Annotated in this window: 4 protein-coding genes; 2 read left to right on the top strand and 2 right to left on the bottom strand. The window is 72.4% G+C overall.

Annotation, left to right across the window (positions count from 1 at the left end; genetic code table 11):
- Nucleotides 1–398: 398 nt before the first annotated feature.
- Complete coding sequence (locus AAW13_RS37235) at nt 399–1,715, bottom strand: ABC transporter substrate-binding protein (RefSeq protein WP_046731028.1); 1,317 nt, start codon at nt 1,713–1,715, stop codon at nt 399–401.
- Between the two features lie 1,024 nt (nt 1,716–2,739).
- Between AAW13_RS37235 and AAW13_RS37230 the strand changes: the two genes are divergently transcribed.
- Both AAW13_RS37230 and AAW13_RS37225 read left to right on the top strand, forming a co-directional pair.
- Nucleotides 2,740–4,170 carry a GH1 family beta-glucosidase gene (locus tag AAW13_RS37230; protein WP_046731029.1) on the top strand — a complete coding sequence of 477 codons (1,431 nt, stop codon included), beginning with the start codon at nt 2,740–2,742 and terminating at the stop codon, nt 4,168–4,170.
- Nucleotides 4,171–4,362: 192 nt separating this feature from the next.
- Complete coding sequence (locus AAW13_RS37225) at nt 4,363–5,058, top strand: hypothetical protein (protein ID WP_046731030.1); 696 nt, start codon at nt 4,363–4,365, stop codon at nt 5,056–5,058.
- 140 nt (nt 5,059–5,198) lie between these two features.
- Here the strand turns inward: AAW13_RS37225 and AAW13_RS37220 are convergent, their stop codons facing one another.
- Nucleotides 5,199–6,695: a glycoside hydrolase family 18 protein gene (locus tag AAW13_RS37220; RefSeq protein ID WP_046731031.1), complete on the bottom strand. Its 1,497-nt coding sequence runs from the start codon at nt 6,693–6,695 to the stop codon at nt 5,199–5,201.
- Nucleotides 6,696–6,783 lie beyond the last annotated feature (88 nt).

The following is a 6,783-nucleotide window of genomic DNA, read 5'->3' as shown; positions in this document are numbered from 1 at the left end:
GGCGGGACCGTGGCGGGGCGGGACCGTGGCGGGGCGGGACCGTGGCGTCGGGTCCGGCCGCGATCGGAGCGGTGGCCGGCGGTCCGGTCACCGTCGGGTTCGGCCGCGACCGAGGCGGCGGCCGGCGGACCGGCGCCGGACCTGCCGCCGGCCCCGCGGGCCCACCGCGCCGTGGTGTCCGGCACGTCCTACCCACGTGCCGGACACCACGGCGCGGACCGCCGCCGGTGCCGACGGGGCCCGGTACGGAGCCCCGCCCACCGGTCCCGCCCACCGGTCCCGATGACCGGGGGCGGTGACCGGGGGCGGGACGGGGCCCGGTGGCGTGTGGCGGCCGCACGGCCCCCACACGCCACAGCGCGGTGCGGGCGGCCGGTGGGCCGCCCGCACCGCGGTTGTCAGCCGATCACCTTGTCGATCGCCTCGGTCGCGGCCTTCCACGCGTCGGCGGGCTTGGTGCCCCGCTGCTCCATGTTGTTGATCTGCGTGGAGATCGTGTCCTTGATCGTCGCGTCCTTCGGGCCGAGCACCGCCTCGGGGATGGACTTGGCCTCGTCGGCGTAGATCTGGCCGATCGGCGCGTTGTTGAAGTACGGGAGCGTCGCGCTCTTCACGCTGGCGAGGTCATAGGCGCCCTTGTTCGACGGGAACACGCCGATCGCCTTGAACACCTCGGCCTGCTGCTCCGGCGCGGTCAGCCACTTGACGAGCTCGGCGGCCTCCTTGGTGTGCTTGCCGCTCTTGGGCACGGCCAGGAAGGAACCGCCCCAGTTGGCGGCCGTCGTACCGGGCGCCTTGGCGATGTCCCACTTGCCCTTGAAGGCGTCACCGGAGTTGGTGGAGATCTGGCCGGCCATCCAGGCGGGGCACGCCACGGTCGCCACGGTGCCCTTGCGCAGCGCCGCCGTCCAGGCGTCGGTGAACTGCGCGAGGCCCTGGGTCAGCTTCTTCGACGCGGCCTCGGCGGCCAGGTTCCAGCCCTGCTGCACGGAGGGGCTGTCCTTGTAGATCGCCTTGCCGTCGGCGTCGTAGTACTGCTGCGCGGAGGAGCTGACCACCGCGTTGTACATGGCGCTCGCGGAGTCCATGAAGTAGGTCCCGGACTGGGCCTTCTTCTTGTACTGCTCGCCGAGCTTGAGGTAGTCCTCCCAGCCGCCCGCGACGGCCTTGGCGACTGCGTCGCGGTCGGTGGGCAGGCCCGCCTTCTGGAAGAGGTCCCGGCGGTAGCACAGGGACATCGGGCCGATGTCGGTGCCGGCGCCTATGACCGTGCCGTCCTTGGCGGTGGCCTGCTTCTCCTTCCAGGACACCCAGTCGTTCACGTCGATCGTCTTGCTCAGGTCGGTGAACTTGGCCGCCTGGGTGTCGGCGACCTCCTTGATGCGCCCCACTTCGATGCCGGTGACGTCGGCCAGGCCACTGCCCGTGTTCAGCTGCTGAAGGAGCTTCGGGTAGTAGTCCTGCTCGTTCGCGGTGGTCTCTTCCTTCACCGTGATGTTCGGGTGCAGCTTGTGGTACTTCGCGAACAGGTCGGCTTCCTTGTAGCCGAACTGACCGAAGTCGGCCACCTTGAGAGTGATGTTCCCGTTGGAGTCCGAGCTGTCCGAGTCGTTGTCGCTGCTGCAACCGGTCAGCAGCAGGGCCGAGGCGGCGAGGACCGATGTGGTCACGGCCGCCGCTCTGCGGCCACGACCGCCGGTACGGGTGATGCGCATTCCACTACTCCTTGTTCCAGTGGGGAACGGGATCTCAGGAATCAGACCGCCGGGGTCCGACGGTCCGGACCTGCCCTCTCGGTGCGAGCAGCGGCCGGCCCACAGCACTCGGTGTGCGGTGAAAAGGTGCTGGTCAACGGGGTGCGATGACGACAGAGGGAAGGACCATGGGGTGGTTCCGTGCACACGGGGGAAGTTCCCCCGACCAACCGTGGGACCGCTCCCACGCGGCATGCCGGAAGACTGGTTCCTGCCGGGCCAGCTGTCAAGACTTGAAAACGGCGTTGTTGCCCAAGCGTGTTCCGCGCGTCACGGGAATGTGTCGCCCCGCGGGGTTTCACCGGCCGGACACCGGCCCGTCGCACGCCGGAATCACGCAGGTCACCGGTGCGGTGATCCCAGGGGCCACAGAAGTCGCAGGCCCCGAGGGGGCGGCAGCGGGGATTTCCCGCACGGGACGGGGAACGGCGGAGGCGGGCGCCGGAAGGTGAACGAAGCGGTTCACGGGCGGACCGAGGGAGGGCCCCGACCGCCCACCCGGCACCCGGAGCCGCCCCACCGGCCACCCACCGGCCCGACCCCCACCGCTTCCGGCCGCGGTCCCCTCGTGGCCGACCACCGCTTCCCGCCGCGGCCCCCTCGTGGCCGGCCACCGCTTCCCGCCGCGGCCCCGTCGTGGCTGATCGCGCGGTTCCCCGCGCCCCTTACGGGGCCTGTAGCGCCGCCCATGCGGATCACGCCACCCAGCACCCGCCGCCGTCGGCCGCAACTCCGTCGTGGCTGATCGCGCAGTTCCCCGCGCCCCTTACGGGGCCCGGGGTCGGCATGGACGGCGGTCGAGGGGCGCGAGCCTGTTCGGCGCCGGTCCGGGCGGCCTGCCCAGGGGCGCGGGGAACCGCGCGGCCGGCCACCGCCGGCCTGCACGTGCCCACCGGCCGGCAGCCGACGGGCCTCGTGGACGCGGGTTGGTCGTGGGAGCGCTCCCATGCATAATGGGGGGCCACCGACCCATGGGAGCGCTTCCATGACCGAACCGCTGACCGTGACCTTTCCTCCGGCCTTCCTCTGGGGCGCCGCGACCTCCGCCTACCAGATCGAGGGGGCGGTCCGGGAGGACGGCCGTACCCCGTCGATCTGGGACACCTTCAGCCATACGCCGGGCAAGACGGCCGGCGGCGAGACCGGTGACATCGCCGTCGACCACTACCACCGCTACCGGGACGACGTGGCGCTGATGGCGGAGCTCGGCCTGGGCTCGTACCGGTTCTCGGTCTCCTGGTCGCGGGTGCAGCCGACCGGCCGTGGCCCCGCCGTCCAGGTGGGCCTGGACTTCTACCGGCGGCTCACCGACGAACTCCTGGCCGCGGGCATCAAACCCGCGATCACCCTCTACCACTGGGACCTGCCGCAGGAGCTGGAGGACGCGGGCGGCTGGCCGGAGCGGGACACGGCGTACCGGTTCGCCGAGTACGCGGGGATCGTCGGCGAGGCACTGGGCGACCGGGTCGAGCACTGGATCACCCTCAACGAACCGTGGTGCAGCGCCTTCCTGGGCTACGGCTCCGGCGTGCACGCCCCCGGCCGTACCGACCCGGCGGCCACCCTGCGCGCCGCCCATCACCTCAACCTCGCGCACGGCCTGGGCGCTTCGGCACTGCGTTCGGTGATGCCGGCCCGCAACCAGCTCGCGATCAGCCTCAACTCCTCGGTGGTGCGCCCGCTTTCGCAGGACCCGGCGGACCTGGCGGCCGTCCGGAAGATCGACGACCTGGCCAACGGGGTGTTCCACGGCCCGATCCTGCACGGCGCGTACCCTCCGTCACTGTTCGCCGCGACGGCGTCGGTGACGGACTGGTCGTACGTCCGGGACGGCGACCTCGCCGCCGTCCACCAGCCACTGGACGCCCTCGGGCTGAACTACTACACGCCCGCCCTGGTGTCGGCGGCGGCCGGTACGGCGGCCGGCCCGCGCGCGGACGGCCACGGCTCCAGCACCCACTCCCCCTGGCCGGGCGCCGACGACGTCACCTTCCACCAGACGCCGGGCGAGCGCACGGAGATGGGCTGGACGATCGACCCGACCGGCCTGCACGAACTGATCATGCGCTACAGCCGCGAGGCCCCGGGGCTGGCCCTCTACATCACCGAGAACGGCGCGGCCTACGACGACAAGCCCGACCCGGACGGCAACGTCCACGACCCGGAGCGCATCGCTTATCTGCACGGCCACCTCTCGGCGGTGCGCCGCGCCATCAGCGACGGCGCGGACGTGCGCGGCTACTACCTGTGGTCCCTGATGGACAACTTCGAGTGGGCGTACGGGTACGGCAAGCGGTTCGGCGCGGTGTACGTCGACTACGCGACGCTCGCCCGCACCCCGAAGGCCTCCGCGCACTGGTACGCGGAGGCGGCCCGCACGGGCACCCTGCCGCCGGCCCGGCCGGCGGCGGCCTGAGAGCCGGGGGCGCGGCCCTAGGGGGGTGCCGCGCCCCCTCCCCTCCCCTCGCCTCCTCCCCTGCTCCTCACAGAAACCGCTCAGCCGACGATCAGCGACCTCTCAACTCACCGGCGTCTCATGGTCCGTACGAGGTGATGGAACCTCGGATCGCACCCCGGATCGAACCTCGGGGCATCGGAGGACGTCATCATGGGTCTCATCGCGCTGGTGGTGCTGGCGCTGGTCGTCGCCGGGGCGGTGGCCTTCGCCGCCAGGAGTCCGCACCAGGCCGCGGCCGGTCCCGGGCCGACGGCGCGGCAGGACCTCGCCGCCGACGCGGGCGCGGAGGCCACCCGCTGGGTGGACCGGCTCGGCGGCGGTATCGCGACCCTGAACGGGGGCGACGACCGGGCGGCCCGGCAGGCGCTGGCGGACGCGACGGAACGGCATCGCGCGGCCCAGGCCCAGCTGGCGACGGCGTACACGCCGGCGCAGTACGCGCTGGTGACCCAGACCGCGGTGGAGGGCCTGCACCACGTACGGGCGGCCCGTACCGCCCTGGGCCTCGACCCCGGCCCCGCCCTGCCGCCGACGGGCGCCGCCCCGGCGGGCCGGCAGGTGACGGTGGACGGCCGCACGTACACGTCCGCGGACCGCCCCGGCGCGGGCACCCCTTACTACTACCCGGGCGGCACGGTCGCCGGCCGCGCCGTCCCCGGCGGCTGGTACAGCACCCCGTGGTGGAAGACGGCCCTGGTCGCGGGCGCGGCGGGGGTGGGCGGCATGCTGCTGGCCGACGCACTCCTCGACGGCTTCCACCACCCTGGCCCGCTCCCGCCGCCCGGCCCCGGCGGACCGGGCGGATTCGGCGGACCGGGCGGGTTCGGCGGACCGGGGGCCTTCTAGCGGTACTCGGATGTCCGTACCGGATGTCCGTACCGGATGTCCGTACCGGATGTCCGTACCGGATGTCCGTACCGGATGTCCGTGGTCCCGGCCGGTTCGAACGGCCCGGACCACGGACGTGCGGGGGTGTCGGCCGTGCGTCAGCCGATCGCCTTGAAGGCGTTCGAGAAGGCGTACGGGTTCTGGACGACCGAGCTGCACGTGGCGTCCGCGGTGGGCTTGGCGCCGCCGGCGCACTGCTTGTCCCGGGTGGCCGACCACATCGAGAGCCCGCCGAGGCCCTTGGACCTGGCGAAGTCCACGAGCTGGGTGGCGTCGTCGACCTTGAAGATCTCGGTGGAGACGTCGTTGACGCCGATCATCGGGGTCACCGCGACCGACTTCCAGGCGGCGGCGTCGGAGAGACCGAGGACGCTCTTGATCTGGGCCTGGGTGGCGGTGGCGGCCTGGGTGGCGTAGGTGCCCATGTCGCCGTTGTACGAGGCGCCGTAGTCCATCGCCATGATGTTGACGGTGCTGATCCGCACCCCGTTGGCCTTGGCGTTCGAGAGCAGGTTCACGCCGTCCTGGGTGAGGCCCTCGGGCATCACCGGGAGGGTGAAGGAGACGTCCAGGCCCGGGTGGCTCGCCTGGAGCTTGGCTATCGCCTTGGCGCGGTTGGTGTTCGCCGTGGTGTTGGGCAGCGCGCCGCCCTCCACGTCGAAGTCGACCTTGGTCAGCTTGTAGGCGTCCACGGCCTTGCCGTACGCCGCCGCCAGCGCGTCCGCGGAGGAGCAGGTGGTGGCGAGTTCGGAGCCGGACGCGCCGCCGAAGGAGACCCGGACGTCACCGCCCTTGGCGCGCAGCGCGCCGATCTGGGCGGCGACCGCGTCGCTGGACAGGTCCGACACCCCGCCCCACTTGGGGGTGCAGCCGCCGCCGTCGGTGATGAAGGCCAGGTTGTAGTTCTTCACGCCGGTCGTGTTCACGGCCGCGAGCAGGTCGAACGCCGGGTAGAGGGAGGTGTCGACGTAGGGCGCGAAGCCGGCGGAGGTGGTGGTGCCGGATCCGGTGCCGGTGCTCTGGGACGGCGAGGCCGTGGGGGTCGGTGTCGCGGTCGGTGCCGCGGTCGGTGTCGCGGTCGGTGTCGCGGTCGGTGTCCGGGTCGCGGACGGGGTGGGGGTCGGGGTCGGGGACTGCGTGGGGCGGCCGCTGGGCTCAGGCGTGGCCGTACCGCCCGTCGAGCAACTCGCGTTGTCGATGCGGCAACCGGTCGGGTCCCCGCTGCCGTTGACGACGAAGCCGACGGTGACCGACTTGCCGGCCGCGAGGCCGTCCGTGTCCCACTTCGCGGGCTTAACGGTGACGTGCTGACCGCTCACGCTCGACTCGGCGTTCCACAGCGAGCTGAGCTTCGCGCCGGCCGGCAGGTCGAACTCCAGGGTCCAGTCCTTCTCCGTCGCACCGCTGTTGTTCGTGACGACGTACTGCGCGGTGTACCCGGTCGACCAGTCGCTGGTCTTCGTGTACGCGGCGCCGACCCCGGCGGCCTGCGCGATGCCGCTGAACACGAGGGCGCCGCCGCCGACGACGGCCGCCGCGACCAGACCGCCGATCGCCTTGCTCCTGTTGCTGATCCTGCGCCGGTGCGTGCTCATGCGCGTGCCTGCCTTCGCCTGCCGAATGGGGTGGGGTGCGGCAGCACGCTAGCGACCGGGAACCGGACAAACGGCCTGATAGGGACGG

Source organism: Streptomyces humi (assembly GCF_001005085.2).
Lineage (GTDB): Bacteria > Actinomycetota > Actinomycetes > Streptomycetales > Streptomycetaceae > Streptomyces > Streptomyces humi.
The sequence above is the reverse complement of the archived record's forward strand: the minus strand, read 5'-3'. Positions and strand labels throughout refer to the sequence as shown.